The following is a 26,229-nucleotide window of genomic DNA, read 5'->3' on the forward strand; positions in this document are numbered from 1 at the left end:
GCACACATCCCTATGCAAGGGACGAGTGCGTTTACCCGTGGTTCCACCCAATTTCCCATAAGCAAAAAACACTCATGGCTCTGGAGCTTGTAACGCAGCTTAGACGATATCAGTTACTCTTGTTCACCGATATAGCTCAAAGGCGGTAAATCAGTTTCCTAAGCCAGGAAGTTCGCAGCTACCCTTCCCTCTCTGCAGGCCGTAAAAATGATTCATGTCCTTATCATCGCCAGATTTTCATATAGAAAAAAAACGCACACATCCCTATGCAAGGGACGAGTGCGTTTACCCGTGGTTCCACCCAATTTCCCATAAGCAAAAAACACTCATGGCTCTGGAGCTTGTAACGCAGCTTAGACGATATCAGTTACTTTTGTTCACCGATATAGCTCAAAGGCGGTAAATCAGTTTCCTAAGCCAGGAAGTTCGCAGCTGCCCTTCCCTCTCTGCAGACCGTAAAAATGATTCATGTCCTTATCATGGCAATAATTATAATAATAAAAAACGCACCCATCCCTATGTAAGGGACGAGTGCGTTTACCCGTGATTCCACCCAATTTCCCATAAGCAAAAAATACTCATGGCTCTGGAGCTGTAACGCAGCTTAGACGATATCAGTTACTCTTGTTCACCGATATAGCTCAAAGGCGGTAAATCAGTTTCCTAAGCCAGGAAGTTCGCAGCTGTCCTTCCCTCTCTGCAGACCGTAAAAATGATTCATGTCCTTATTAATGCTTCTAAAATTTTATATTGTTATATATATTACAATATATTCCCATAAGTGACAACCTCAATTTTTTTCATTTCATTACTAACACCCAATTGGTATAATTAGTAAAAAAGGAGTTTCTATGAAACGTTTAAGCAATTGGTCAATCTTATTTGCAGTGATTGGTATCCTATCATTTTGCTGTTCCCTTGCTTTTTCAAAAGCGTCCGATCTGCTAATGATTTCAGGATTTGGTGCGTTGCTAATTGGTATGTTATGCAGCTTTGGGGCCATGTATAAAAATGAAAGAGGACTGTCGAAATTTTTGGCTGTGGCTGCATTCTTTCTTTTAAGTTTCATTCTCGTATGGAATGAACCATTTCAAATTGTCAGGCTCTTGACCTGGATGAAAAATTAAATGAAAAAACCCGTTCGCCATGACGGGTTTTTTCATTGATTCATTCCTCATCGGCTATCGTTCGGCTTGAATTCTTTATTCCAAGCCATAGCGTAAGTCCAGTGGTCCAGAGTATTAGCGCGCATCCAAAGCCGAGCAATGATAACGGTGCAAGGATTTGATGCTCCCCAACCATGACGGTGTCTGGCACAAACAGCCATGTGATAAGCGCCAATAAACAGAGAAGCACTCCTGTTGCATAGTAAACCTTGATTTGGAAAAGTGACGCCAAAGGTAAAAAATGAATCCCTACAATAATGGCGATGACCCCCGGTATAAGATCGGTCTGATTGATCAAGTTACAGATGGAAATGGCAATCCCAATCAGCAAACCTTCGGCAATGAAGACCATATTAAACAAAAATCCGATACGCTTAAGACGTCTTGCCCCATCATCTGAAACTTGATTGGACATTTTTTGTGATGCATGTATTAATGAAATGCCAACGATAACCATGATGATTCCCACGAATATGGCTGCGAGTTCCACATAGGGAAACCCCCACCCCTGCAATCCCATTACACCGGTACCCGCCCACAGTGTTCCGAAGACCGCCATGAAAATGACTCCAATTCCAGAACCGCGAAACGCCTCTTTCATCATCAGTTTCCTTTCATCCACAGTATAATCGTACATAGAATAATATTGCCCCACCTCCCCAATTATTCAATTTTAAAAAAATGATTTAAATACCTTATTGCAAAAATTACCATGTTGCGATATTATGGTTATTAATTAGTGATTGATTAATCACTAATTAATTAAAATATGGAGGATACCGATGGCCAGACCCAAAAAAGAGAATCGAAAAGAAGACATTCTGGAAGCTGGTTTGGAGGTTTTTGCAGATAAAGGCTATTACAATACAACGACTGCCTTAATTGCAGAAAAAGCCGGCATCTCCCAGCCTTATGTGTTTAAATTCTTTAAAACTAAAGAGGATTTATTCGTTGCGGCTCTGGACCGGGCATACGAAAGGATCCTTCAAGCTTTTGAAATTGAAGCAGGGCCCGAAGACCTTGTTAACCATATGATCAAGGTATATGAAGAATTGACTGAGTCCAATCCCAATGAAATTGCGCTTCAGGTCATAGGACTTTCAGTGACGGAAGACGCAATAAGAAATTCTACTCGATCAGGGTTAGCGAGCATTAGACATCACACACTTGAAAAATTTCAATCTGCCGGAATTCCGAATGCCGAGGACCAAGTGGCCACCTTCCTGGCGAGAGGGATACTCTGCAATATTTCCCACTTCATCAATATGCCCGAGCTTATGGATGGCGGGGGCAGGTAAGAACCGATTTTCATCGGTTCCTTATTTTGAAAGTTTATTTAGTGATTGATCAATAAATCAAAAGGGGATGTAAGCTATGAAGAAAGCTATTGTGTTAGGAGCAACCGGCGGATCAGGTCAAGTCATTGTGTCAGAATTATTATCAAGGGGCACAGAAGTCATCGCTTTCGGGCGTTCAAGAAGTAAGCTAGAGCAATTAATGAAAGAGCATGATCATTCGCAACACTTATCATACAGAATCGGTGACATCTTTGATTACCAAACAATTGTAGAGGCTGCAAAGGATGCGGAAGTCATTTTCCAATGTGCCAACGTTCCCTATCAAGAGATGGCATCAAAACTCCTTTCACTTGGGGAAAGTGTCATGAAGACAGCCGATATTTTAGGTAAGAAGATTGTCATTGTGGATGGAATATATATCTATGGGCACCAAGTTGCGAAAGGAGATGAAAACCATCCAAAACAGCCGCATACAAAAAAAGGGCAAATCAGGTTTGAATTCGAGAAGCTCATATTCAGCCAAAAATGGAAAAATGCCAAAGCATTGATTGTCAGGCTGCCTGATTATTATGGCGCTACCTCACAGAACTCCTACCTTCAGCCAACCTTGAATGGCCTAGCTGCAAATAAAACGACCGTCTTTATCGGGGATTTAAAAACACCAAGAGAATATGTCTACTTACCGGATGCCGCAAAAATGATTGTGGAAATAGCAGAAAAAGACGACTCCTATGGTGAAAATTGGAACATCCCTGGACCTGGTCTGATTTCCGGAAACGAAATCATCCAAATTGCCCGTCAGGTAACGGGACAGAAAAAGATGGTCTTTCCCCTTACAAAAAACATCATTAAGATACTGGGTTTGTTCAACCCTTTCATGAAAGAAGTAGTGGAAATCATGTATTTAACGAAAGAAGGATTCATCCTGGATGGAGAAAAATATGAAAAACGCATCGGCCCCATCCCTAAAACTCCATACAAAGAAGGAATGGAAGAAACAATGCGAACTTTAATGAGATAATTGTCTCTTTCGGAGATATAACTGGATTTTCGTAGATATATTTCGATTTTCGGAGATATATTCCGTTTTTCGCTGATATATTCCTATTTTCGCAGATATTTCGATTTTCGTAGATATAATTCGATTTCGATACAAATCTTCATAAAAAAACCTGAGTTCCCAAAGGGGAGCTCAGGTTTTTTCCATTGGTATCAAGCCACATCTGATTTATCGAATTGACAATCTTTCAATGCTATTAATTTGGTCTTGTGATAAAACTTATATCCTAACCAGACTGCCAGGAATATCGGTAATCCGATATAGGAGACGGCGACGCCATACCAGTCGATGCTGCCGCTTAGGAATGCTCCATAATTCTGTCCTGCTATGACGAGCATGCACAGGGTGAATGAAAGAATCGGACCGAATGGAAACCATTTTGCTTTATATTTCAATTCGTTTAGGTCACCACCCTGTGCAACATAGGCACGTCTAAAGCGATAATGGCTTATGGCGATTCCAATCCAGGCGATGAAGCCAGTCAGCCCGGATGCATTCAATAGCCATGTAAATACATGGTCCCCGAAAATGGAGGTCAAGAAGGCGAATCCCCCAATTATGGATGTCATAATCAAAGCATTCATCGGGATTCCCCTGCGGTTGACTTTAGCCAGGAATTTGGGAGCTTGTTTATCTTTTGCCATCGACCATAACATCCGCGTTGATGCATATAGCCCCGAGTTCCCTGCGGATAGTAAGGAGGTTAACACAACCGCATTCATGACGGATGCCGCGAATGCCAGTCCTGCCCGTTCAAAGACAAGCGTGAAAGGGCTTACAGAAATGTTTTCGACATCTCCGTTCAACAAACTTGGACTTGTATAAGGTATTAAGAGGCCGAGTATCAGGATGGCCCCGATGTAAAATAAGAGGATGCGCCAAAATACTTGGCGGATCGCATTCGGAACATTTTTTTCGGGTTCTTCACTTTCCCCGGCAGCAATACCAACAAGTTCAGTTCCTTGAAAAGAAAATCCCGCGATTAGAAAGATTGAGATGATTGATAAAAATCCTCCCTTGAATGGTGCCTCATCCATGGTGAAGTTTTCAAATCCGATCACCTTTCCGCCAAAAATCCCCAATATGGTCAATAAACCAATAATGATGAAGCAAATGATGGCAATGACTTTTATTAGTGCAAACCAATATTCAGATTCACCATAGCTTTTAATGGATAGGGCGTTGAGGGTGAAGACGATTCCAAGAAATAAGGCACTCCATATCAGGCTGGGTACATCAGGGAGCCAGAATTTCATGATGATGGCTGCTGCAGCTATTTCCACGGCAAGCGTGACTGCCCAGTTAAACCAATAATTCCAGCCAAGTGCAAAGCCGAATGCGGGATCAACAAAGCGTGTGGCATAGGTGGAAAAGGATCCCGACACAGGCATATACGTCGCCATTTCCCCTAAGCTCGTCATCAGGAAATAAACCATGATCCCAATGCAGGCATAGGCAGCGAGGGCACCGCCGGGCCCTGCGCTCTGGATGGTTGCCCCGCTCGCCAGGAATAATCCGGTTCCTATTGAACCGCCAATGGCAATCATGGTCATATGTCTTGCTTTCAGTTGCCTTTTAACTGTCGGTTCTTGATTATCAATGGGATTCCTTTTAACTGTCGGTTCTTCATTATCAATGAGATTCATGTCCATAAGGTTCCTACCTCATTTTCTTTTAAAGTTAAAAGTTCAAGAATAAAAGAGTTTTTTAACAACCGCTTTGTGAAAGACTTAATCGTTCGCTTCACTTGCTGGGATGCCATCCAGTTCAATTGCCATTTCCTGGTATAGCTTCCCTCTTCCCAGATTGGGTGACCCCATCCTGCTCAGTCTCCATTCCACACCATTGAATTAGAGTGAGCGCAATGATTTCGGCTGTGGAGAACACGTTGTCGAGCAGGATGTATTCATTTGGATAGTGGGCAACCTCGGTTACTCCCGGTCCGAAAACGATTGCTGGCGTTTCACCGACATGTGTCAGCAATCCCCCGTCCGTTCCCCAAGGGGAGGCTTCAATGACCGGGTCCTGTCCGGCAACCTGCCGATATTGATGAACAAGTGCATTCATCAGTTCGTGCTCGACATCAATTGACCCTGGAACCCAGCGTGCCCCGAACCATTCCAATACGGGCGGGTTTTCCTTGAACCATTGGTCCGCTTCCCCGAGCTGAAGCAACCAGGCAGCCATTTCGTCTTTCGCCTGCTCCATCGTTTCTTCCGGCGCAACACCCATCCTTCCTTCGACTTTCACAAGGTCGGGAACGGATGACGGCCAATTACCGCCTTCAATGACACCTAGATTGATTGGAATCGGAATGGGCGTGTTCTGATAAAGCGGATCACTGATACGTGCATTTCGCTTTTCTTCCAAGGCACGAATATGATTGATGACAGTCATGCTTTTTTCAATCGCACTAACGCCTTCATACCTTGTTCCGCCATGGGCTGACCGGCCTTTAACATGGATTCGGAACCACATCGAACCCTGCTGTTTCGGGAAGATTCTCATATTCGTCGGTTCAGGGATCAGGGCGGCATCGGCTTTATATCCTCTCAGGACGGCCGCTAATGTTCCGGCTCCTCCGCTTTCTTCTTCAATCACACTTTGAAAAATGACATCTCCTTTTAATTGGATACCATTTTCCTTCAATGCCTGCATCGCCAGAATCAGCGAAACATTTCCACCCTTCATATCGGTTACGCCGCGTCCAAACATCCTTCCATTCTTAATCGCTCCGCTATATGGGTCGTCGTCCCACTGATCTCGGTCTCCGTCCGGAACCACATCGATATGTCCGTTCAAGATGATGGAACGTCCGCCTCCAGTCCCTTTCATGATACCCACCACATTGGGGCTGTTGGAAAATTCACTGCGCGGTGAATAGAAATAAGAATGCTTTTTCAGCTCGCCGCCGTCAGGTTCCCAACTATCGATCTGCAAACCCATTTCCTTCAGCTTTTGGGCGACGATGGCCTGTGCCCCCGCTTCATTTCCTTGTGTGCTCGGGGCTTGTACCATTTTTTGCAATAGATTCGTTCCTTCTTCCCGATGATCCTTGATCCATTGGTTTATCCGTTTTTGTATATCCGGCACGTTTATCCTCCTTAATTACACATATTCTCATAGATTACTGAAAGTCCCATTCCGCCTGCCATACACAACGTTACCATTCCGTACTTAACTTGTGAACGCAACATTTCATGCATCAGTGTGACTGTCAATTTTACACCTGTTGCTCCTACAGGGTGACCAAGTGCAATTGCCCCCCCATTGACATTGACAATATCCGGATTCAAATCTAACTCCTTGATCACTGCAAGTGCTTGGGCTGCAAAGGCTTCATTAAGTTCAATCAGTCCGATATCCTCTAACGATAGACCTGCTTTTGCCAATGCCTTTCGAGTCGCTGGTACGGGTCCAATCCCCATAACTCCAGGTTCAACTCCTGCACTGGCGAAAGCTTTTATTTTCAAGAGCGGTTTTAATCCCTTTTCTTCTGCTTGCTGCTTGGACATTAAAAGTACAGCTGCAGCCCCATCATTCATAGGGCAGGCATTTCCTGCCGTAATGGTTCCTTCATTTTTGAATACTGCTGGAAGACTGGCTAGTTGATCTAGATGAATGTCCTCGCGTACCCCTTCGTCATGGTTGAAGATTTGAAGTCCTTTTCGATCCTTGATTTTAAGCGAAATAATTTCTCTATTAAAGCGACCCTCTTCTATAGCTTTCCAAGCCTTCTTGTGGCTTTGATAAGCAAATTGATCCTGTTCTTCACGACGGATACCGTATTTTTCAGCCAAGCGCTCGGCAGTGATTCCCATATGATCATTTTCCAAGGAACATATTAATCCATCTGCCAGCAGAGCATCCTCCATCGTTACGTTTCCAAATTTACCGCCCCATCTATTTTTCACGATATAAGGCACATTGCTCATGCTCTCCACTCCGCCGGCAATAATGATGTCTTCTTGACCAGCAGCGATAGTTAAAGCGGCGTTGGTAATGGCCTTTAAACCTGATCCACATGCTTTGATTACAACGTGTCCTGGGACACTGTGTGAGAAACATGCCAGCTGCGACGAAATTCGTGCCGAGTTAAGTCCGCCTCCGTGGACATAGCCGTGTCCGAAAATCACTTCATTGACTTTTTCTTTACCCAAACCGGAATTCTCCATTAAACCTTCCAATACTTGACGGCCCAATTCGGTAGCTTTAACATTCCTGAGTGATTTTCCAAAGGATCCAACTGCAGTTCGCGCCCCTGCAACGATGACAACCTCATTCAAGCTTTTTTCCTCCTCTTACCTATTCAATGGTGTTCACGGCAGCATGGATTTTCAATGTCGCCTCTGTATTCCTTATCACATCATCCACGGTATATGGCGCCATGACTTCCTTAAGCACCAATCCCTCTTCTGTTACTTCCATGACAGCCATATCCGTAATGATTAAATCCACACTCTTTCTTGCCGTCAATGGAAGCGTACATGTCTTCAAGATCTTAGATTCACCCTGCTTATTCACGTGATTCATCAGGACGATCACCTTTTTGGCTTTCTGGGCAAGTTCCATTGCCCCGCCCATACCCGGCACCCGCTTTCCTGGGACGATCCAATTCGCCAAATCCCCTTTTTCACTGACTTCCAGGGCCCCAAGGATGGTGATGTCGATGTATCCTTTCCTGATCATTCCAAATGCCGTTGCACTGTCAAAGTAAGAAGCTCCCAATACAGTGGTGATCGGGAAACCTCCCGCATTACAGAGGGCAGGATCTTCTTTTCCGGGATCAGGACTTGGACCCGTACCGAGAACTCCATTTTCCGCATGGAACAGCACATGGATATTTTGAGGAATATGTTCTGCCACCAAGGTAGGGATGCCGATGCCTAAATTGACGATCAATCCGTCATGGATTTCCTTGGCGGCGCGTTTCGCGATGCGATTTCGTACATCTACTGCCATGCCCATTTCCAATTCACCCCTTTTGTCGGAATCACCATATCTACATAAATGCCTGGTGTGGCAATACATTCCGGATCCAATTCGCCTGCAGGAACGATTTCCTCCACTTCCGCAATCGTGAAGGCCCCTGCCATCGCTACCAGCGGATTGAAATTACATGCTGTCTTGTCGTACACTAAATTCCCAAGTGAATCGGCCTTTTTGGCATGGACGATGCTGACCTCAGCCGTCAAAGCGGTTTCCACCAAATATTCTTTTCCTTCTATTACAATCTTGTCCTTGCCTTCTTCGGCTATCGTACCAATCCCGACATCGACAAAAATCCCGCCTAAGCCTACACCGCCGGCACGAATCCGTTCAGCTAATGTACCCTGCGGTGAAAATTCGACTTGCAGCTTTCCTTCAGTCATGAGCTTGCCGGCATTAGGATTGGATCCGATATGCGAGGCGATCACTTTCTTTGCCATTTCAGCGGTCACAAGCCGGCCAATGCCGATATCAGGGAATCCAGTATCATTGCCAATCAAGGTCAATTCCTTAACGCCCTTGTCAAGGATACCCTGTACAAGCGTCGGAGGAGTCCCCACTCCGCCAAATCCGCCATACATGAGTGTGCATCCATCGGAAATATGCTCCAGCGCTTCTTCCATGGTCACAATTTTGTTTTTCTTCGTAATGACCTGCTTCATACCGTTCCTCCTAAATAGCCTGCATGTCTTCAATTAAACCTTCCGCGTGCAATTCTTGCTGCAACTCATTGAGGGAAGCTTCCAGTATCTTGACTAGGCGATCGATTTCTTCATTCGTAATGATTAATGGCGGAGATAAAATAACCGCATCGCCAGCGATTCCTTCAATCGCACCTGCAGCAGGATAGATTAACAACCCCTTCGCAAAAGCCTTATTGACAAGCCTTGTAGTCAGGCCGATTTGCAAGTCGAATGGAGTTTTTGAAATCCGATCGGAGACAAACTCAAGCCCAAGGAGCAGCCCTTTCCCTCTTACATCACCAATGATGTCGAATTTCTCAGCCAAGCCTTGCAGCTTCTTAAACAGATATTGACCTTTCTTTTCCGCTGCCTGAACCAGGTCATTTCCCTCAATGTAGGAAAGCACTTCCAATGAAACGGCAGCAGATAGAGGGTTTGCACTATATGTGTGTCCAGCCATGATTGATTTCGAGCCTTTTAAAATGGGCTCCATGACACGGTCAGTAACCATTGTGGCTGCCATTGGAGTATAGCCTGCGCTCATTCCTTTACCCAATGCGATGATATCCGGAGTGACTCCCCAGTGTTCCATCGCGAACATTTTTCCTGTCCGTCCGATTCCCGTCATTACCTCATCGGCAATAAAAAGAATGTCATAGTTTTCGCAGATTTCCTTAATCCTTTGATAGTAGCCATCCGGCGGTGTTACAGCACCAGCGGATGCTCCGATTATGGGTTCTGCGATGAAGGCGGCGATATTCTCGGATCCGACCCTTTGAATGGCTGTCTCCAGTTCATTTGCACACTGAAGCTTGCATCCGGAAGTTTCATTATTATAAGGACAGCGATAACAGTATGGAGCCGAAATGCTAGGGAAATCCTCCAATAGCGGCACAAAACGCTTTCTTCTTGGTACATGGCCGGACATCGATAAAGCGCCCATCGTGATCCCGTGATAACTCGTCCACCTGGAGACGATGCGGTTTTTTCTCTCAAACCCTTTTTCTTGCCAATGTTGAATCGCGATCTTCATCGCCGTTTCGGTCGCTTCCGATCCACTATTCACGAAAAATGACCAATTCAAATCCCCTGGAGCCAACTCACTTAGCTTTTTGGCCAATGCCTCTGCGGCTTCACTCGTAAAATGAGACCTATATGCAAAAGAAACTTTGCGGGCCTGCTCCGTCATTGCCTCGACAACATCCAATACGCCATGGCCAATACTTGCCGTGACCGCTCCTGATGATCCATCTATATACTGATTTCCATCTATATCATAAAGATAAATTCCATTCCCATGAGAGATAGTGGGATAGTCATGATCTAAAGTAGGCTTAATCAAATAATTGCGTGTCATGTCATCTCTCCTTTTAACGTTCGTACCCACTGTGCAATATCTATTAATCAATTAAGTTCTTAAAAGGAACCGATCCTAAAAGGCTCATCCTGAATCAGGATGGATTCTGTAGGGCAGCCTTCCATAGCATCTTGCATGTCATCATGCAAGGTTTCAGGAACCTCGGCAATCCCTTGATTATCGTCCAGGATGACGAAAGCGATCCCTTGATCGTCATAGTCATAAATCTCAGGACCTGTTGAACCGCACGCCCCGCACGCAATGCAGGTTTCTTTATCAACCCATGTGTATTTAGCCATAGAAAAATCCTCCTACTTGAGGGATAAATCTTTACCCCAAATATTCATGTCCTCATACTTATCCCAAATATTGCAATTCTTCGTTAATCTGCCGCCATATTCATAACCCAGCTGATGAAAGACGGCGTTCATGCCCATTGACAATGAACGGGCCAATGAATATGAGCAATAAATGTTTTTCCTGAACAATTCTTGTTCCAATGCGGAGATGAGCACCTTCATGAAACCATGCTTTCGATGCTGGGGAATTGTTGCACAGTCCGTTAATTCAGCATTGTGATACATCTCATTCACTTCCGCGGATGCAGCACTTACGATGGTTCCTTCATATTCGATAACACTAAAGATCGTACCTTCCTCCATCACTTTCTTGATATATCGCTCATCATTCATCGGTGTAGGATAGGTTTCAAAGATGGCACCATATAGCTTCGCCAGCTCTTTTGCATCTTCAACCGTAGCAGACCGGAGGATATAATCCTTAGGTATTTGCTGAGATTCAATCAGTCTAGGAATCTGACTGACATCTTGGATGACTCTATCTTCCTTGACCCAAAAGTCGCTTGTTCGCCTTTCATCCGTTAAATAGAAGGCCATGCAATAGGCATCATTCCCTTTGAAATACTTGCTCAATATTCCTTCCAGCATGAATCCCTGACTCAATGCAGCGGATAAATCTTCATTCCTGGCTTTAAGTATCACTTTAGTAAAGCCCTGCTCCTTTGCGATGGCAAGGGCCCGATCGATCGCTTTTTTGATATTTCCCCGATAATCATCCATGCGTAAGCGCTGATTGGCATGATCATGATAGATTTCCATCGTATAACAATCCCCAGTCTCCATTTGGGTGAAAAAAGGCAGCTTTTGAACAGGCATCATGTATCCCCCTTATTTAAAGAATTCGGGAGAAGAGATGCCTAACATCCGCTTCTCCCGGCATTCTATTTCCAATTGAATAATCTTTTGACAGGTGCCTGAAGAAGCTGTTCATACGTAAACTCATCAGGATATTCACTCACATCATATATGGATAAGGCTTCATCCACCTTTTGATTCATTGAATCAGACACATAGATTCCGCATTCAGGACAGTTTATGGCCGGAACTTGAAGGACTTTTATTGAGCGTTTCCCGTCAGGCATGATCCAGTAACAATCCTTCTTTTCACTTTCTTCTACGTTTGGGGTATTGCACCATAAGCAGTCCATCTTCATTCCTCCTTGCCATCAGATTTCACCGAGCCGCTAGCGGCCAACTTTTTTTCTTGGGCCAACCTTAATTTTTCCTTCATTTCATCCCGTTTATCACGGCGATCCTTCAAGGAAGCATGTTCATCAGTGCTTTCATACGCTTTTCTCTTGTCAAGACGACGAAGGCCCTCTGGCACCAAGTTGAATTTCTCATCCGTCATGAGCGCGGAAATCCCGACGGCTTCTTTCCTATCCGCAGTACCATACACTTCATCAAAGTAAGCATCCGCACTGCCGGCAACATAGTTCTTCGGCTCCGGATAGCTAGTGATTACTCCTTCAAAGTTCCGTAAAACGACTTTATCCGGACTTTGCGAAAGAAGGTAATTCGGGGTCAAGGCAATCTTTCCGCCGCCGCCAGGAGCATCCACCACAAAGGTTGGCACTGCATATCCTGATGTATGGCCGCGCAGCGCTTCAATGATTTCCAGTCCTTTTGAAACCGGCGCCCGGAAATGGCCAATCCCTTCAGATAGATCACATTGATAAATGTAATAAGGTCTTACCCTTGCTTTAACACAGTCATGCATAAGCTTTTTCATGATATGGACACTATCGTTGATACCAGCGAGGATGACTGCCTGATTACCAAGCGGCACCCCTGCCATCGAGAGCATATCACATGCTTTTTTCGCTTCATCCGTCAGTTCAAGTGAATGATTGAAATGCGTATTCAACCAAACCGGATGGTACTTTTTCAGAATATTACATAAATTTTCCGTAATCCTCTGCGGGAAAACGACCGGTGCACGTGTGCCGATCCGGATGATTTCCACATGCGGGATGGCGCGTAGGTTACTCAATACGTATTCAAGGATCTTATCATTGATCAACAGGCCGTCACCGCCGGAGATCAGGACGTCCCTCACTTCCGGAGTGTTCCGGATATATTCAATCGCCCCGTCAAGCTGTTTCTTGGGAACACCCATGCCAACCTGACCTGAAAAACGGCGTCGTGTACAATATCTGCAGTACATGGAGCATTGGTTCGTTACAAGGAATAGAACGCGATCCGGATAACGATGCGTCAATCCTGGAACAGGGGAATCCTCATCCTCATGCAGCGGATCCTCCAAATCATATCTAGTCTTGTTCATTTCTGCCGAAAGCGGTACAGACTGTAAACGAATCGGACAGCGAGGGTCATCGGGATTCATCAAAGAAGCATAATAAGGCGTAATGTTCAACGGAATCGTTTGAGTCGAAATCCGGACTCCTTCCTCTTCTTCCGGTGTCAGGTTGACGACCTTTTTCAGATCATCCAGTGATTTAATCGTATTGGTCAATTGCCAGATCCAATCATTCCACTGCTCTTCCGTTACATCCTTCCATAATTCGATATCATTATAATGCCTGCGTCCACCTAGGTATTCTTTATGTTTTACATCCATTCCCATCAAATTCATTAATAATGCCCCCTTTATTATAAGAACTTATCTATATACTCTCGCAAGAATGATGCCAACATTGATAACAAGGAAATCATAAGCAAATGGGGGTAAAACGAGCTTAAAATCGCAAGATATTTTTCATTATGCATAATTTTTTGCAGCCAGATTCTTTGCGCCAAGCAATAAAAAAGAAGGCTCTCTTTACACAAGAGCCCTCCAGTTTGTAGACAAAAGGAGTTCTATCCAAATTTTTAAACATAGTTGATTGGAGCGGGTGTACAGGAATCCTGCGGGAATATCGAGTCCAAGGGAGAGCCCAGCCGGGGGCGGACCGCCCGCGGAAAGCGAGTGCCCCACGTTTCAATCAACGTCCAAATTTGTACAAGCAAAAAAATGTAGACAAATTCGATTTTCATCGAGCTTGTCTACATTCTGAAAGTCTCTTTACATTACATCATGATCAAGAAAGTGACAGCGTTTCCAAAAAACTGAATTCACTTGGTTTCCTTCGACCCTGCCGTATAAACTTTTTCAATGCCGTACTTGTTTAACTTATATTGCAGTCCCTGCCTTTTAATATTGAGGGCTTCTGCCGTTTTGCTGATATTCCCGTTATATTTCTCGAACATATTGATGATCATTTCCCTTTCCATTTCTTCAAGAACGACAGGTAAATCAATCCTGCTTTTCAATGGGGAAGGCTGGCTCTGCGCATTTGCTGCAGCATAATTTCCTGATGGGAAAAGATAAGCAGGAAGATGATGTTCATCAATCATATCTTCCCCAGCGTCCATGACGTTAAAGGTTAACTCGATGGCATGCCCCAATTCACGAATGTTCCCGGGCCATGGATATTGAAGAAGCCGCTGCATCGCCTTTTGACTGATCCCGCGCACTTCCGTAAAAAATGATTTGTTGAATTTTTGAATAAAGTGATTGACGATTTCCGGAATATCCGTTTTACGCTCGGAAAGAGAAGGCATCTGGATCGTTACGACATTGAGGCGAAAAAACAAATCCGAACGAATGATTCCCCGCTCCAACGCCTCTTCCGGAGAAATGTTCATCGCAGCAATGATCTTCACATTAATCTTTTGCTCCTTCGAACCTCCAACACGGCGCACTTCACCTTCCTGAAGCACCCGCAGCAATTTTGCCTGCAGACCGAGGTCGAGGCTATTCAGCTCATCAAGGAAAAGAGTACCGCCATTTGCCTGCTCAAAAATGCCCATGCGATCCATCGCTCCGGTAAAAGCCCCTTTCGTCGTGCCGAACAGCAGCCCCTCCATCAATTCCTTTGGAACGGCCGCACAGTTTTGCGCGATGAAAGGCTGATTTCGCTGAGCACTTACATTATGTATACTTTGCGCGACCAGTTCCTTCCCTGTCCCTGTTGGTCCATAAATCATGACTGGGGAATGTGTACGGGCCGCTTTTTTCGCCAAGGAAATCGCTTGCTTAAAAGCAGGACTATTGCCGATCAAATCACTAAAATGATAGGTCGCCGTCCCTTCAGAAAACTTATTTTTCCTATGCGTCTCGGCCAGCTGGGAACGCAAATCGACAATTTGGTCATACATATTCATGACCTTCGTAATATCCTTTGCGATTTCCACTGCCCCAATAATTTCACCATCCTCATACAAAGGATACGTACTATTGATCGACGTTATTTTTTTCTCCTTTAAATTGACATATGTTTGAATGGACTCAATCGTTTCATTGCCTTTTTCCAAGGCCACATGCAGCGTACTGGATTCATCAGTCAATGAAGGATAAAGCTGAAAAATATTCTCCCCCAGCACCTGCTCCCGATCCAGCCCGTCGATATGCGCCATCATTTCATTGTAAAAAACCGTATCCCCATCTTTATTCACAATATGGACACCCACATTGATCACATTCAATATCCATTCAAATTGAGTGGAAAACTGATTTACTGAAGATTTCATTTCTTCATCTCCGTTCTCTGCCATTTGATAGAATCACCTGTAAATTATAGCATTTAATGGGAAACATTCATCTCTTTATTCTTATTTAAATCAAAATTCAGCACAAAGGCAATAGAATAATAAGGTCAAATAAAGGAATCTCGCATTAAGCCAAGAAAATTATAAGAGAAAATATAAATTTAGGGGTGAGTCGGATTTCGGAAACTAGATTGGAAATTAAACCGTGGGAAGATAATGACCTTCAATTACTATTTCAACTAAATGCCCCAGAAATGATGGAACATCTTGGCGGACCAGAAAGTAATGAACAAATCCTGAAGCGTCATCAGCGGTATCTACAGATTGGTGATAAGGGATGCATGTTTAGCATCACCCCGTTTCCAGAGGCAAAAGCAGCCGGTTCCGTTGGCTACTGGCAAAAAGTGTGGAACGATGAATTTGTGTACGAAATCGGTTGGAGCGTCCTCCCTCCCTTTCAAGGAAAAGGAATCGCATCTCATGCCGTGAAGGCACTGATGGAGAAAATCAAAGCCGAACGAAATTACAAATACATTCACGCATTCCCTTCGGTCACTAATCCTGCATCTAACGCAATTTGCCGCAAGCTCGGCTTCAATCTCATCTCCGAATGTGAATTCGAATACCCGCCAGGGAGCTTTATGAAATGCAATGATTGGTGTCTGGAACTTGAATGAATACTTTAATGGATAGCGGATTTGTGTATAGGAAGGATCATACCGTGGTAAGTCGAATTATGTTGGGTTTAGGTGAATTATTTCCCGGGAAAGTCGAATTATTCTGGGGGTTGGTCAGATTATTCCCGGGGTAGGATGAATTATTCCCTCCCTTAGAATTTCTTGAGTATTTGTCTGAAAGGATAATGAACTGAATAAGAAGCCTTTATATCTTTATGAAGGTCAGGTTGATTCTCTGATTTTAAGTTCTGTAGGCAATTTAATAATGTCGCGCTTTAATTTCAAATCTTCATTTAAATATTTTATCAATTCTATTACAGTGCGTTGTCCTAGTTCCATAATCGGTATATCGATTGTGGTTATGGTAGGGGTTGTTACTTGGCAAATAGATTGATTATCATAACCAACTATGGCTAGGCATTCCGGTATTTTGTAGCCCAACGCAGTTGCCTTTTTAATAATTCCTGCTGCTACCTGGTCATTTCCAGTAAATAAGGCAGTAGGTTTTTCTTTTAATTTTACTATTTCATCACAAATACGGAATCCATCTTCAATACTAAATCCATGTCCAAATATCCAATCGTCATTATGCAGTAAATTATTATCCGCTAACGCTTTTATAAATCCTTCTTTTCTTTGACCCTGAGCCTGACTATAAGAAGTATCGTAACAAAAACCTATTTTCCTATGGCCTTTTTCTATTAAATGATTAACCGCTTTGTAAGTCGCTTCGAATTCGTCATATCCAATAATCGGTATAGAAGCGGAATGATGGTATTCATTACACAGTAAAATCGGGCCGTATTTCAAATAAGGCTTGATTGCATTCCATTCATTTTCTAATGCTCCTAAAATAACCCCATCTACTTCTCTATTCTTTAATTTCCCCATAACATCCAATTCATTTTTCGCATCATAAAAGGTTTGAAAAATGAGAACTTTATAATCATTTTCCAAGGCTGCTAGAGATACTCCTTTAACCAATTGGGCAAAGAATGGATGATCGAAACTTGGGACTGATATTGCAATGGTTTGGGTTTTATTTGTCCTAAAATTCCGGGCTAGTGAACTTGGTGCATAATCAAGCTCTTCCATGACCTTTAAGATTTGTTCCCTCTTTTCTTTCGATACATATGGATGATTATTTAAGACTCTGGATACCGTTGTTTTAGAGACATTACATATCTTGGCTATCTCGCTAATTCTCGTCATTTAATCCCATCCTTGCAATATGTGGTTGACATGTTATCGATTTCAGAAGTTATGATTAAACCGTTCCTAATATATTAACAAAATTTATCTGAGTTGTATTTTTAAAAAGTTATATTTTTAGCGAATGGAGGGATTGTTATGTTTTTGAATAAAAAGGGCGGTTTTCAGTTATTGCCAAATGTCGAGAACCCAAAATACATTGTATTCTGTGATTTCGATGAGACCTATTATCCTCATTACATGAGTCACGAGAGACAGGAAGATGTATATGAGCTTGAAAATTACTTAGAAGCAAAAAGCATGGATCAAGAACTTGTCTTTGGCTGGGTAACCGGGAGTAGTATCGAATCAATATTACATAAAATGGAGCAAGGTGGATTCAGGTTTTTCCCGCATTTTATTGCCAGCGACTTAGGTACCGAAATCACCTATTTATCGGAAAATAACTTTTTGGAAAGTGATCCAGATTGGCATTCGCAGATTAATATCGAAGAATTTAATAACGGGAAAGTCGATGAAATTTATAATATTCTACTTAACGGCAATATACCATTGATTCCTCAAACTCAAATGGGAAGTTCACGCTACAAAAGAAATTATTATTATCAAATACAACAGGAATCCGTCGACAAGAAGAATTTAGCTACCATAAAGATGGTGGCCAAAGAGTATGGGATAGGGGTAAATATCAATCGTTGCAATCCCCTTGCCGGCGATCCTGAAGATAGTTATGATATAGACTTCATTCCATTAGGCACTGGAAAAAATGAGATTGTCCGTTTTATGCTGGACAAATTCGGGCTGAGTCGGGAGCATGCCTTTGCTTTCGGGGATAGCGGCAATGATCTGCTCATGTTAAAAAGTGTTAAACATGGTTACCTTGTTGGGAATGCAACTCAAGAAGCAAAGGAAGCTCATACTAAAATAGCGACAGGTACGTACTCCAAAGGAATATTAAGAACTTTGCAATCCATCATTACTATTTAAGTGGAAATATAAGTAATGAGGAAAAGGTAGTTGATCGCTCTTGCACAGCTTTACTTTCTGCTAACGGCATGGATTTTCCATCAAGCAAACAATTCATTCCATGTTACTTTGCCTGCAAGCTTATCAGCGGAAATCTTGCTTGCTTTCTGGTATTTGAATAATGCCGCCTCGGTATTTTCCCCGAATATTGCATCAAGGGGACCGGGGTCAAACCCTTCCATATATAACGCTGCTTGCAGGATCCATGTGATATTGCAGCTAGCGCCTTTTTTTATTGTGACGGTGGCATTCTTCGTTTTAGGCCCCCATTTTCCATCGACAACAAGCTTTTTATTGAATTGCTTATTCAATTCCGTTTGTAAACCTTTTAAAAGGGCCGATCGGGTTTTGGGACCATAAACGCCATCTACGGCAATAGACGTTTTATATCGGCCATTTATCGTTTTTTGTATGGAAATTATATGCCCATCTCCTTTGCTGGTCTTTGGAGAAGTAATATGAGGTTTTTTTCCTGCTTGTAACTGTGTATGAGATAACCCGCCCGTCATCTCCAAATGAGGATAATCCTTGAATGAACTCCAATCCCCTCCCCAGATAAATCCTAATTCTTTACCTATGGCAGCCACACGCTGCCATTTTGAGTTCACTGTCCATATCGCTTTCTTGCCATCATCACTCACAATGAAGAAATCAATAGCCAGTCCATAATTATGATAGGATTGCCCAGGCTTAGCGTTCGTCACAATCGGTTTAGCTAGATTACTATAGTTTTTTCCTTTGTAGCTGTAAACTCGTCCTTGACCAAAAAGGTTGGCTTGTTCTTCCAAAGAGCGGTAACCTGCACTTATCTGTACAGTGATTCCTTCATTATAAGCACGTTCCACCATTTCCAAGGCTGATGCCTTCACAACAGGATTCATCCCTTTGCCCATCTTTTTCACTGATCGCTCCAATAATGTCCGTAATGCTACTTTCACTGTCATCCCTCCTTTTAAGTTCCCATCAAAGTTTATATAAGCCTTTTTAACGGAAAAGTAGCAGAGTTGGTAAAGTTTGTTCTCATTTAATAGAGAATAGAAGTGATATGTTATTTATCCGCTCCTTTTCTGCCGACTGCCTGCCAAGCCTCCTCGACGGTAAACGGCTGCGGGGCCTCGGCTAACCAGTTTTTCGGCAGAAAAATTAACCTTAAAAAACACCCTGTAAATGTTAGTTTGGTGTCTAACATTTACGGGGCAGTTCAGAGTTGCCTACAGTTTTTTCTTAATAAACGTTACAGCTGATTTCAGAAATCCGCTCCCTTTCCGCCGACTGTCTGCCAAGCCTCCTCGACGCAAGCGTCTCCGGGGTCTCGGCTAGCCAGTTACTCGGCAGGAGTGTCGCATATTTCTTCCATCCTTTAAGGGTTACTGTAAAAAACCTCAAGGATCACCTCGTCTTAAACTTGGTTCAGGTGTGTACAGCCTACTGTTTTTCTTAAATCTCATTTCAGTCGATTCCAGAAATCCGCTCCCTTTCCGCCGACTGTCTGCCAAGCCTCCTCGACGCAAGCTCTCCGGGGTCTCGACTAGCCAGTTTTTCGGCAGGAGTGTCGCATATTTCTTCCATCCATTAAGATTAATGTAAAAAACCTCAAGGATCACCTCGTCTTAAACTTGGTTCAGGTGTGTCCAGCCTACTGTTTTTCTTAAATCTCATTTCAGCTGATTTCAGAAATCCGCTCCCTTTCCGCCGACTGGTCTGCCAAGCCTCCTCGACGCAAGCGTCTCCGGGGTCTCGGCTAGCCAGTTACTCGGCAGGAGTGTCGCATATTTCTTCCATCCTTTAAGGGTTACAGTATAAAAACATGAAGAATAATCTAGTCTTCAACATGTTTCAAGATGAGCCGACTGTGTTTTTTTCTAAAGGCTGTTTTCGTAAATTGTTGTTTTGAATAGCAAGAACATTCGTTCCGCAATGGTATATACTGTAATTTAAGGAAGTGTTTTGTTTGAGACCTAATCTATCAAAAGATATTAGCATTGAAAGTTTCAAAGATTTCTATTGGTTGAAAGAGGAACTGCAAACGTTTTGCAGGGAAAACGTATCGTAATGTTGTAGATGCTTAGTATGAGGAAGAAGAACGAAAAAAGACCCCACATTCAAGAAAAAGATTGCACCTCAATTTAAATACAATCAATTCACTAGTGACTTCTTTGCTGATCCTAAAAATCAAGGTAAAAGTCGTGCAGAATCAAATGAAGCCTGGAATAAGTTGAAGAAACTTCCTGGAAGCAACAAATATGAACCTAATAATGAAATAAGTTTATAAACAAGTAAAAAATATGAAAGATAAAAAATCAAGTTTACTTTTTAAATCTTGGTTCGGGGTGAGCAATCCGATACTCCTTTTACCGAAAAATTGATGGAACCGCCAGACTGTAGACGAATGGAGAGAAGTGCCAGTTTTCCTACAATATTTCCTAAAAAAGAAGTCCAGTTGATTGGAACGGAAGGTACGAGACTCCTGCGGGAAAGCGTGGCCAAGGGAGACCCCACAGGCGCGAAGCGTCGAGGAGGCTCCCGGACCGCCCGCGGAAAGCGAGTGCCTGGAGTGGAAATCCATACACATTCCCTCCTTCAGAAATCCGCTCCCTTTCCGCCGACTGCCTGCCAAGTATTGATAACTGAGGGGAAAAGGCCTGTCGTTCGTTCCTTCATTAATAGAAATGGAATTTCCCCCAAAAAATTAGACGGCTTCCGTTCGCCCGTTTGCGAATGAAAGCCGTCTAATCATGTATTATTTTATTAATCTCTCAACCTTACGCTTTGATTTCAATAGAGGGGCTTATTGTAAAGTCAGCCTCTGTTTTACTTTTCACTTCATCAAGTGTTACGCCATTTTGCAATTCAATCAATTCCATGCCAGCGTCTGTAAATTGAAAAACGGCCAGTTCGGTAATCAGGCAATGGACGACTTTTTCCCCCGTCAATGGCAATGTACAGCTTTTTTTCACTTTGGATTCCCCGTGCTTGTTCACATGGTCCATGATAACGACAATTCGTTTTGCGCCTTGGACGAGGTCCATCGCTCCTCCCATCCCTTTTACCATCTTCCCTGGAATCATCCAGTTTGCCAAGTCCCCATTCTCGGAAACTTCCATCCCGCCTAAAATGGCTAGATCGATGTGGCCGCCGCGAATCATTGCGAATGATTCAGCGCTATCAAAAAATGATGCTCCCGCTTTTGCCGTTACCGTTTCCTTTCCTGCATTGATCAAATCCGGATCAACTTCATCCTTTTGGGGATAAGGCCCGATTCCGAGTAAGCCATTTTCCGATTGAAGCATGACATTAAAGTCATTTGGAATTATGTTGGCAATCAAGGTCGGCATTCCGATCCCTAAATTCACACACATCCCATCTTTGATTTCTTTAACGGCCCGTTCTAAAATTAGTTGTCTAGTCATTCGATACTCCTCCTTTTTATGCGTTAGCAGTTGTAAGTCTTTCAATTCGTTTTTCATAGTCATTTCCTACAAGCACCTTTTGTACATAAACCCCTGAAGTATGAATTTCATCTGGATCGAGCTCCCCTGTGCCCACAAGCTCCTCCACTTCGACAAGCGTGACTTTCCCTGCGGTGGCAACGACAGGGTTAAAATTCCTTGCCGTTTTCCGATATACAAGATTACCGAAATGATCTGCTTTCCAAGCTTTTACAAAGGCAAAATCTCCTACTATTCCTTTTTCCATAATGTATGTGCGGCCATCAAACTCTTTATGTTCTTTACCTTTTGCGACTTCCGTCCCTACTCCTGTAGCTGTATAAAAGGCAGGAATTCCCGCTCCGCCCGCTCTTAAACGCTCGGCCAGCGTTCCTTGGGGAACTAGTTCGACCTCCAGCTCGCCACTTAAAAATTGCTGTTCAAATAATTTATTTTCCCCAACATAAGAAGCGATCATTTTTTTGATTTGTTTATTTTCAAGCAATAGACCCAGACCCCAGTCATCGACACCGCAATTGTTGCTGACAATCGTCAAATCCTTTACACCTTTGTTACGCAAAGCAATGATTAGTTTCTCTGGTATTCCGCTTAATCCGAACCCGCCTACGATAATGGTCGCTCCATCCTCGATTTGTTGAATAGCGCTATCAAAAGATGTTAATAATTTACTCATTTTCCATCATCTCCATTCTTAATACTATTCTATTAAATAAACAGTGATGTTGCAAAAGCTATGATGAACACGGTCACTGTTTTCAAAATCGTAATCGCAAAAATATCCTTGTAAGATTGACGATGTGTCAGTCCAGTAATGGCAAGCAAGGTAATGACGGCACCATTATGCGGCAGCGTATCCATTCCGCCAGATGCCATGGATGCTATTCGATGAAGCATTTCCGGGGTAATTCCGACACTTTGGGCCACCTGCAAATAGTGACTTCCCATCACTTCTAGCGCAATCGAAAGTCCACCTGATGCGGATCCGGTAATCCCTGCCAGCACATTGACGGCAATAGCTTCGGATACGAGCGGATTACCGCTTGCATTGAACACCCAGTTTTGAATGACCGAGAATCCAGGAAGTGTTTTCACCACATTCCCAAAGCCAACTTCAGATGCAGTATTGAATATGGCAAGCAATGATCCCATTGCCGCAGCTGTTAATCCACTAGCCAATTTGACCTTGATGCGTCCAACATTCAAAAGCATCGCTGCAATGATGCCGATTGCCAAAGCAACAATCAAAGACCAGGATGAAGTGACTGTGCTTACATCGGCAATGTTGAAAGTTTCCTTCAACATCGAAGCATCATACCAATGCTTAACCGAAATGGCACTGCGGCTGAAAGCAAAATTAAACGCTACGACAAGGATGAGCGGTACGATGGACAGCCAAAAGTTAGGCAGGTTTTGCTGTTCTGCACTTTCCGGTTCATTGATATGTCCTTCCCCGTAGCCTTCACCATTTGCCACCGCTTGTTTACGGCGACGTTCTAACCAGATCATTCCTCCAGTGAATACCATGATCGCGCCAATAATCCCCATGATTGGAGCTGCATACGTATCTGTTCCGAAATAATTCGTTGGAATGATATTTTGAATCTGAGGTGTTCCAGGAAGGGCATCCATCGTATATGTGAAGGCGCCCAATGCTATCGTTCCCGGCAATAATCTTTTTGGAATGTCTGCTTCTTTAAAAATTGCCGCTGCAAATGGATAAACGGCGAATGCCACTACAAACAATGAAACCCCGCCGTATGTCAGCGCCGAGCACGCCAGCACTACAGCAAGAATAGCCTGCTTCGAGCCTAGTGATTTTACGATGGTCTTGGCAATGGATGCAGCTGCACCGCTCATCTCCATGACCTTTCCAAATACGGCCCCTAATAAAAATATCGGGAAAAACGCTTTTATATAGTTAGCCGCAAACGTCATATATGTCTCTGTATAACTTGGCAGCAAATGTCCGCCGGATAAAATGACCGCCAATAAAGTAACAATCGGCGCTATGATAATGACCGGATAGCCCCGGTAGGCTAAAAAGATTAAAAGTCCCAGCGCCACCACAATGGCTAAAATTTGAATCACCAATTCAATTCCCCCTTTTCTCCCTTGCCCCAAATAATTCGGAAGCCGTTAAATAGAACTAGTAATCTCCTAAATTCCATATTTTTAATTTTTCCGCTTTTACCATCCAAGCCTGCCTTCCCCAAGTCAAGCTGAATGATTCCCCTAAATATTGAGAACGCTTTCAATAATCCCTTTTCATTTTACGTGGAAACACAATATAAAATGACAGATGGGCCATTCACTAAAGTAATTATGCAATTATTGTGCCAACTTAAACACAAGGAAAAATCTCATCTTTTAAAGCTTTTTCAAACAATTCCTTCCCTAAAATCACTTAAAACTGTAAAGGTTTCAGTACACACAAAGATAAACTCCAAAAAAGTGTAAGACTTTTCTTACAACTTTTAAATTCCCTTTCGTTTTATGTACGGATTTCCTAACACACGCAAATATTTGCTAGTAAAAGCTTGGGGAGGGGGATTCAGGCATTCGCTTACATTCGGCGGAAAGGGGGCGGACTTCTGAAAGCATCTTACACGTTTTAAAAATAAAAAAACTGCAGGCAAACTCGATTTCCTTCGAATTTGCCTGCAGTCTGAACCCTTTGGCAAAAGGGTCCTTTCTTCAATCATAAACCATATTTATTCATTTTTTCATACAGTGTTGTTCGGCTCACTCCGAGTCTCTTTGCCGTTTCTGATTTATTGCCGGAAGTCATTTCCAAACAGGAAACGATCGCCGCCCGTTCGGTTTCATCCATTACTTCAGCCAAGGTGCGGATCGAGACGGCTTCTTTATGACCCGTTATTTCTTTAGGGAGATGCTTGGAACGTATCATTTCCCCTTCTTCAACTATATTCATTGCGCGTTCAATGATATTCTCCAACTCGCGAATATTCCCCGGCCATTTATAAAGACGAAGCAGGCGCAATGCTTGATCGCTCATCCCTTTTACGCGTTTCTTCATGAGATTCTGGTACTTTTCAACAAGATGCTTTACCAGTATTTCAATGTCCTCCGGTCGCTCCCTTAAGGAAGGGACATGGATTTGCAGGACCTTCAATCGGTAATACATATCAAGCCGGAACTCTCCTTTCGAGACCATTTCCTCCAGATTACGGTTCGTTGCAGCGATTACCCGTACATCAATCGGAATACTTCCCGTCGAACCGACCCTCTCAATCTCTTTCTCTTGTAAAACACGGAGCAGCTTCACCTGCATATGCAGTGGCAGCTCACCGATTTCATCCAGAAAAATCGTACCGCCTTCAGCTGCTTCGAACTTACCCGCTTTTCCGCCTTTTTTTGCACCAGTGAAAGAACCCTCTTCATAGCCAAATAGCTCTGACTCCAGCAGTTCCGCCGGGATGGCGGCACAGTTCACTTTGACAAACACACCCATGGCCCGTCTGCTGTCATTATGGATGGAATGGGCAAACAGCTCCTTACCTGTTCCGCTTTCACCCAAAATCAATACATTAGAGTCGCTTTTAGCGGCAATTTTGGCCTGACCTTTCACTTCCATGAAAGCGGGGCTTCTTCCCATCAAATGATCAAACGTATATGAGGCCTTATTTCTCTCGCGAAAATCGCCTTTGTACTTTTTCAGCTCTACTTCAAGTGAATTTATCCGCTTGGAAAGCGCGGTGAATTGCCCGACATTCTTAAAAAGAATCTTCCCGACTGCTCCTATTAACTTACCTTGTTTCCTTATCGGGGAACGGGTCGCAATTATATAATTATCCTTAATTTTTTGTAATTCAGCGACCTCTTGCTTGCCAGTTTTGGCGACCACATGCATACGGGTGTTTTCAATGACCTCCGTTACATGTTTCCCTATGGAGCTTTCCTGATCGACCCCAAGAAAATCCGCATAAGCATGGCTCAGCATTTGGACATACCCTTCCGTATCGACCATCACCAAGCCGTCATAGGCAAACTCGATAATATCCTTAAACAGAATTTCTTCATGATTATCGATATTAAGAAAATCGCTTTTATTATTTGTAAATAACAGGAGGTAAATCTGATACTCCTCATCCCCCATTTGAATGATGGCTTTTCTGACAATCCCATTATTCTCATTCAAACGGATCGGAGTATTTACAGCTGGTACAAGGTTTTTTTCTAAAATCAAATGTTTTTGCCGATCAAATTGATTCTCGGCAAAAGCCTCGGATAATACGCGATTGCATAGAACGATTTCTTTTTCGTTTTTCGTTACCAAAACACCAAAAGGCAATTCTTCCAATATCGCTTTCACTAATTCCAATTGAATAGTTTCATTATCGCTGGCCATTCCTCTTCTCCTTAACCCGTCTGAAGTTTCCTC

Annotated in this window: 24 protein-coding genes, 1 pseudogene and 3 other annotated features; of the genes and pseudogenes, 6 read left to right on the plus strand and 19 right to left on the minus strand. The window is 43.3% G+C overall.

Features of this window, described 5'->3' with window-relative positions:
- Nucleotides 1-14: 14 nt before the first annotated feature.
- Nucleotides 15-236, minus strand: a binding site (T-box leader).
- Nucleotides 237-268: 32 nt separating this feature from the next.
- Nucleotides 269-490: a binding site (T-box leader), on the minus strand.
- Between the two features lie 30 nt (nt 491-520).
- Nucleotides 521-741: a binding site (T-box leader), on the minus strand.
- 110 nt (nt 742-851) lie between these two features.
- Nucleotides 852-1,127 carry a hypothetical protein gene (locus ACFX4H_RS12560; protein WP_249597263.1) on the plus strand — a complete coding sequence of 92 codons (276 nt, stop codon included), beginning with the start codon at nt 852-854 and terminating at the stop codon, nt 1,125-1,127.
- 40 nt (nt 1,128-1,167) lie between these two features.
- Here the strand turns inward: ACFX4H_RS12560 and ACFX4H_RS12565 are convergent, their stop codons facing one another.
- Complete coding sequence (locus ACFX4H_RS12565) at nt 1,168-1,803, minus strand: DUF7010 family protein (protein WP_249597262.1); 636 nt, start codon at nt 1,801-1,803, stop codon at nt 1,168-1,170.
- A gap of 145 nt (nt 1,804-1,948) precedes the next feature.
- Here ACFX4H_RS12565 and ACFX4H_RS12570 point away from each other — a divergent pair, with 145 nt between their 5' ends.
- Nucleotides 1,949-2,464, plus strand: a complete 516-nt coding sequence (locus ACFX4H_RS12570) for a TetR/AcrR family transcriptional regulator (protein ID WP_377435434.1) — start codon at nt 1,949-1,951, stop codon at nt 2,462-2,464.
- A 76-nt stretch (nt 2,465-2,540) separates the two neighbouring features.
- The gene (locus tag ACFX4H_RS12575; RefSeq protein WP_377435436.1) at nt 2,541-3,485 is read left to right on the plus strand and encodes an SDR family oxidoreductase; all 945 of its coding nucleotides are present in this window, start codon (nt 2,541-2,543) and stop codon (nt 3,483-3,485) included.
- Between the two features lie 191 nt (nt 3,486-3,676).
- Here the strand turns inward: ACFX4H_RS12575 and ACFX4H_RS12580 are convergent, their stop codons facing one another.
- The 11 genes from ACFX4H_RS12580 to ACFX4H_RS12630 form a co-directional block, all read right to left on the minus strand.
- Nucleotides 3,677-5,170 (minus strand): amino acid permease, encoded by a 1,494-nt coding sequence (locus ACFX4H_RS12580; RefSeq protein WP_283780592.1) that lies wholly within the window; start codon nt 5,168-5,170, stop codon nt 3,677-3,679.
- A 121-nt stretch (nt 5,171-5,291) separates the two neighbouring features.
- Nucleotides 5,292-6,617 (minus strand): peptidase, encoded by a 1,326-nt coding sequence (locus tag ACFX4H_RS12585; RefSeq protein ID WP_377435438.1) that lies wholly within the window; start codon nt 6,615-6,617, stop codon nt 5,292-5,294.
- Nucleotides 6,618-6,628: 11 nt separating this feature from the next.
- A complete protein-coding gene (locus tag ACFX4H_RS12590) occupies nt 6,629-7,810 on the minus strand; it encodes a thiolase family protein (RefSeq protein ID WP_377435440.1) in 1,182 nt (393 codons plus the stop codon).
- A gap of 19 nt (nt 7,811-7,829) precedes the next feature.
- A complete protein-coding gene (locus tag ACFX4H_RS12595) occupies nt 7,830-8,492 on the minus strand; it encodes a 3-oxoacid CoA-transferase subunit B (RefSeq protein WP_249597257.1) in 663 nt (220 codons plus the stop codon).
- On the minus strand, nt 8,477-9,175 hold the full coding sequence (locus ACFX4H_RS12600) for a CoA transferase subunit A (protein WP_377435442.1): 699 nt from the start codon (nt 9,173-9,175) through the stop codon (nt 8,477-8,479). The genes ACFX4H_RS12595 and ACFX4H_RS12600 overlap by 16 nt, the downstream gene beginning before the upstream one ends.
- Nucleotides 9,176-9,185: 10 nt before the next feature.
- A complete protein-coding gene (locus ACFX4H_RS12605) occupies nt 9,186-10,553 on the minus strand; it encodes an aspartate aminotransferase family protein (protein ID WP_377435444.1) in 1,368 nt (455 codons plus the stop codon).
- 59 nt (nt 10,554-10,612) lie between these two features.
- Complete coding sequence (locus ACFX4H_RS12610) at nt 10,613-10,852, minus strand: ferredoxin (protein WP_249597255.1); 240 nt, start codon at nt 10,850-10,852, stop codon at nt 10,613-10,615.
- Nucleotides 10,853-10,864: 12 nt separating this feature from the next.
- Nucleotides 10,865-11,731: a putative beta-lysine N-acetyltransferase gene (ablB, locus tag ACFX4H_RS12615; protein ID WP_377435446.1), complete on the minus strand. Its 867-nt coding sequence runs from the start codon at nt 11,729-11,731 to the stop codon at nt 10,865-10,867.
- Nucleotides 11,732-11,793: 62 nt separating this feature from the next.
- Complete coding sequence (locus tag ACFX4H_RS12620) at nt 11,794-12,060, minus strand: YokU family protein (protein WP_034309704.1); 267 nt, start codon at nt 12,058-12,060, stop codon at nt 11,794-11,796.
- 2 nt (nt 12,061-12,062) lie between these two features.
- Complete coding sequence (kamA, locus tag ACFX4H_RS12625) at nt 12,063-13,493, minus strand: lysine 2,3-aminomutase (protein ID WP_052137407.1); 1,431 nt, start codon at nt 13,491-13,493, stop codon at nt 12,063-12,065.
- A 494-nt stretch (nt 13,494-13,987) separates the two neighbouring features.
- Nucleotides 13,988-15,469: a sigma-54 interaction domain-containing protein gene (locus tag ACFX4H_RS12630; RefSeq protein ID WP_244889646.1), complete on the minus strand. Its 1,482-nt coding sequence runs from the start codon at nt 15,467-15,469 to the stop codon at nt 13,988-13,990.
- A 185-nt stretch (nt 15,470-15,654) separates the two neighbouring features.
- Between ACFX4H_RS12630 and ACFX4H_RS12635 the strand changes: the two genes are divergently transcribed.
- Nucleotides 15,655-16,140 (plus strand): GNAT family N-acetyltransferase, encoded by a 486-nt coding sequence (locus tag ACFX4H_RS12635; RefSeq protein WP_249597254.1) that lies wholly within the window; start codon nt 15,655-15,657, stop codon nt 16,138-16,140.
- A 222-nt stretch (nt 16,141-16,362) separates the two neighbouring features.
- Here the strand turns inward: ACFX4H_RS12635 and ACFX4H_RS12640 are convergent, their stop codons facing one another.
- Entirely contained in the window at nt 16,363-17,352 is a 990-nt protein-coding gene (locus ACFX4H_RS12640; RefSeq protein WP_063590269.1) for a LacI family DNA-binding transcriptional regulator, read from the minus strand.
- 138 nt (nt 17,353-17,490) lie between these two features.
- Here ACFX4H_RS12640 and ACFX4H_RS12645 point away from each other — a divergent pair, with 138 nt between their 5' ends.
- Nucleotides 17,491-18,339 (plus strand): HAD-IIB family hydrolase, encoded by an 849-nt coding sequence (locus tag ACFX4H_RS12645; RefSeq protein WP_377435448.1) that lies wholly within the window; start codon nt 17,491-17,493, stop codon nt 18,337-18,339.
- Nucleotides 18,340-18,419: 80 nt separating this feature from the next.
- Here the strand turns inward: ACFX4H_RS12645 and ACFX4H_RS12650 are convergent, their stop codons facing one another.
- Nucleotides 18,420-19,322 carry a M15 family metallopeptidase gene (locus ACFX4H_RS12650; protein ID WP_377435449.1) on the minus strand — a complete coding sequence of 301 codons (903 nt, stop codon included), beginning with the start codon at nt 19,320-19,322 and terminating at the stop codon, nt 18,420-18,422.
- Between the two features lie 280 nt (nt 19,323-19,602).
- Nucleotides 19,603-19,764, minus strand: a complete 162-nt coding sequence (locus tag ACFX4H_RS12655; RefSeq protein WP_377435451.1) for a hypothetical protein — start codon at nt 19,762-19,764, stop codon at nt 19,603-19,605.
- A gap of 565 nt (nt 19,765-20,329) precedes the next feature.
- Here ACFX4H_RS12655 and ACFX4H_RS12660 point away from each other — a divergent pair.
- Nucleotides 20,330-20,650, plus strand: a pseudogene (locus ACFX4H_RS12660) (hypothetical protein).
- Nucleotides 20,651-21,140: 490 nt separating this feature from the next.
- Here ACFX4H_RS12660 and ACFX4H_RS12665 read toward each other — a convergent pair.
- The 4 genes from ACFX4H_RS12665 to ACFX4H_RS12680 all read right to left on the minus strand — a co-directional run bounded on the left by ACFX4H_RS12665 (nt 21,141) and on the right by ACFX4H_RS12680 (nt 26,196).
- Entirely contained in the window at nt 21,141-21,788 is a 648-nt protein-coding gene (locus ACFX4H_RS12665) for a 3-oxoacid CoA-transferase subunit B (protein ID WP_377435452.1), read from the minus strand.
- 16 nt (nt 21,789-21,804) lie between these two features.
- Nucleotides 21,805-22,500 (minus strand): CoA transferase subunit A, encoded by a 696-nt coding sequence (locus tag ACFX4H_RS12670; protein WP_034309718.1) that lies wholly within the window; start codon nt 22,498-22,500, stop codon nt 21,805-21,807.
- A 32-nt stretch (nt 22,501-22,532) separates the two neighbouring features.
- Nucleotides 22,533-23,918 carry a GntP family permease gene (locus ACFX4H_RS12675; RefSeq protein WP_034309720.1) on the minus strand — a complete coding sequence of 462 codons (1,386 nt, stop codon included), beginning with the start codon at nt 23,916-23,918 and terminating at the stop codon, nt 22,533-22,535.
- Between the two features lie 607 nt (nt 23,919-24,525).
- Nucleotides 24,526-26,196 (minus strand): sigma-54 interaction domain-containing protein, encoded by a 1,671-nt coding sequence (locus tag ACFX4H_RS12680; protein WP_377435454.1) that lies wholly within the window; start codon nt 26,194-26,196, stop codon nt 24,526-24,528.
- Between the last annotated feature and the right edge of the window lie 33 nt (nt 26,197-26,229).

The organism is Peribacillus sp. YIM B13477, from assembly GCF_042787955.1.
Lineage (GTDB): Bacteria > Bacillota > Bacilli > Bacillales > DSM-1321 > Peribacillus > Peribacillus frigoritolerans.

What these genes read in the sequence shown, in the direction of transcription:
- ACFX4H_RS12560 (WP_249597263.1), top strand. Translation starts at nt 852, where the DNA reads ATGAAACGTTTAAGCAATTGGTCAATCTTATTTGCAGTGATTGGTATC.
- ACFX4H_RS12565 (WP_249597262.1), bottom strand. Translation starts at nt 1,803, where the DNA reads ATGTACGATTATACTGTGGATGAAAGGAAACTGATGATGAAAGAGGCG.
- ACFX4H_RS12570 (WP_377435434.1), top strand. Translation starts at nt 1,949, where the DNA reads ATGGCCAGACCCAAAAAAGAGAATCGAAAAGAAGACATTCTGGAAGCT.
- ACFX4H_RS12575 (WP_377435436.1), top strand. Translation starts at nt 2,541, where the DNA reads ATGAAGAAAGCTATTGTGTTAGGAGCAACCGGCGGATCAGGTCAAGTC.
- ACFX4H_RS12580 (WP_283780592.1), bottom strand. Translation starts at nt 5,170, where the DNA reads ATGAATCTCATTGATAATGAAGAACCGACAGTTAAAAGGAATCCCATT.
- ACFX4H_RS12595 (WP_249597257.1), bottom strand. Translation starts at nt 8,492, where the DNA reads ATGGGCATGGCAGTAGATGTACGAAATCGCATCGCGAAACGCGCCGCC.
- ACFX4H_RS12600 (WP_377435442.1), bottom strand. Translation starts at nt 9,175, where the DNA reads ATGAAGCAGGTCATTACGAAGAAAAACAAAATTGTGACCATGGAAGAA.
- ACFX4H_RS12605 (WP_377435444.1), bottom strand. Translation starts at nt 10,553, where the DNA reads ATGACACGCAATTATTTGATTAAGCCTACTTTAGATCATGACTATCCC.
- ACFX4H_RS12610 (WP_249597255.1), bottom strand. Translation starts at nt 10,852, where the DNA reads ATGGCTAAATACACATGGGTTGATAAAGAAACCTGCATTGCGTGCGGG.
- ablB (WP_377435446.1), bottom strand. Translation starts at nt 11,731, where the DNA reads ATGATGCCTGTTCAAAAGCTGCCTTTTTTCACCCAAATGGAGACTGGG.
- ACFX4H_RS12620 (WP_034309704.1), bottom strand. Translation starts at nt 12,060, where the DNA reads ATGGACTGCTTATGGTGCAATACCCCAAACGTAGAAGAAAGTGAAAAG.
- kamA (WP_052137407.1), bottom strand. Translation starts at nt 13,493, where the DNA reads ATGGATGTAAAACATAAAGAATACCTAGGTGGACGCAGGCATTATAAT.
- ACFX4H_RS12630 (WP_244889646.1), bottom strand. Translation starts at nt 15,469, where the DNA reads ATGGCAGAGAACGGAGATGAAGAAATGAAATCTTCAGTAAATCAGTTT.
- ACFX4H_RS12640 (WP_063590269.1), bottom strand. Translation starts at nt 17,352, where the DNA reads ATGACGAGAATTAGCGAGATAGCCAAGATATGTAATGTCTCTAAAACA.
- ACFX4H_RS12645 (WP_377435448.1), top strand. Translation starts at nt 17,491, where the DNA reads ATGTTTTTGAATAAAAAGGGCGGTTTTCAGTTATTGCCAAATGTCGAG.
- ACFX4H_RS12650 (WP_377435449.1), bottom strand. Translation starts at nt 19,322, where the DNA reads ATGACAGTGAAAGTAGCATTACGGACATTATTGGAGCGATCAGTGAAA.
- ACFX4H_RS12665 (WP_377435452.1), bottom strand. Translation starts at nt 21,788, where the DNA reads ATGACTAGACAACTAATTTTAGAACGGGCCGTTAAAGAAATCAAAGAT.
- ACFX4H_RS12670 (WP_034309718.1), bottom strand. Translation starts at nt 22,500, where the DNA reads ATGAGTAAATTATTAACATCTTTTGATAGCGCTATTCAACAAATCGAG.
- ACFX4H_RS12680 (WP_377435454.1), bottom strand. Translation starts at nt 26,196, where the DNA reads ATGGCCAGCGATAATGAAACTATTCAATTGGAATTAGTGAAAGCGATA.